Source organism: Kitasatospora sp. NPDC059648, assembly GCF_042734825.1.
Lineage (GTDB): Bacteria > Actinomycetota > Actinomycetes > Streptomycetales > Streptomycetaceae > Kitasatospora.
In genome coordinates, this window is sequence record NZ_JBHWDU010000237.1 from 1 (window position 1) to 1,353 (window position 1,353).

The window sequence follows — 1,353 nt, forward strand, 5'->3', positions numbered from 1 at the left end:
CTTGATGCCGACGAACGGCACCACCAGACCGCCGAAGCCGTAGACGCCGATGTTGCGGCGCAGCAGGGAACTGGCGTCGGAGGGGCGGTACTTGACGCCGCGCAGGGCGAGCGGGATCAGGCCGATGATGACCAGGGCGTTGAAGACGATCGCCGAGGTGATCGCGGACTGGGGGCTGTGCAGGCCCATGATGTTGAGGTGGCTCAGGCCCGGGTAGACCCCGGCGAACATCGCGGGGATGATCGCGAAGTACTTGGCCACGTCGTTGGCGATGGAGAAGGTGGTCAGCGCGCCGCGGGTGATCAGCAGCTGCTTGCCGATCTCCACGATCTCGATCAGCTTGGTCGGGTTGGAGTCGAGGTCGACCATGTTGCCGGCCTCCTTGGCCGCCATGGTCCCGGTGTTCATCGCCACGCCGACGTCGGCCTGGGCGAGCGCGGGGGCGTCGTTGGTGCCGTCGCCGGTCATCGCGACCAGCTTGCCGCCCTCCTGCTCCTTCTTGATCAGGGCCATCTTGTCCTCGGGCGTGGCCTCGGCGAGGAAGTCGTCCACGCCGGCCTCCTGCGCGATCGCCTTGGCGGTCAGCGGGTTGTCGCCCGTGATCATGATGGTCTTGATGCCCATCCGGCGCAGCTCGTCGAAGCGCTCCCGCATGCCCTCCTTGACCACGTCCTTGAGGTGGATGACACCCAGGACACGGGCGGCCCTGCTGCCGACCTTGGTGGCCACGACCAGCGGGGTGCCGCCGGCCGCGGAGATGCCGTCGACCAGGACGGAGACCTCGTCGCCGACCGAACCGCCGTTCTCGGTCACCCAGTTGGTGACCGAACCCGCCGCGCCCTTGCGGACCTGGTGGACTCCCTCGGTCTCGTCGAGGTCGACGCCCGACATGCGGGTCTGGGCGGTGAACGGGACCCAGGTGGCGTGGGTGAGTTCGCCCTGGGCGCGGGCCCGCAGGCCGTACCCGGTCTTGGCGAGGACCACGATCGAGCGGCCCTCCGGCGTCTCGTCCGCCAGCGACGACAGCTGGGCCGCGCTGGCCAGCTCATCCCGGTCGACCCCGGGCGCTGGGACGAATTCGGAGGCCTGGCGGTTGCCCAGGGTGATGGTGCCGGTCTTGTCGAGCAGCAGGGTGTTGACGTCGCCGGCGGCCTCCACGGCGCGGCCGGACATGGCCAGCACGTTGCGCTGGACCAGGCGGTCCATGCCCGCGATGCCGATCGCGGACAGCAGTGCGCCGATGGTGGTCGGGATCAGCGCCACGATCAGGGCGACCAGGACGATCATCGACTGCGGGGCGCCCGCGTAGGTGGCCATCGGCTGGAGCGTGACGACCGCGACCAGGAAGACGAT

1 protein-coding gene is annotated in these 1,353 nt (G+C 69.4%); it reads right to left on the minus strand.

What is annotated here, in order from left to right; genetic code table 11:
• The coding region (kdpB, locus tag ACFV1W_RS40670; RefSeq protein WP_380422622.1) for a potassium-transporting ATPase subunit KdpB at positions 1–1,353 on the minus strand (1,353 nt) is incomplete at both ends.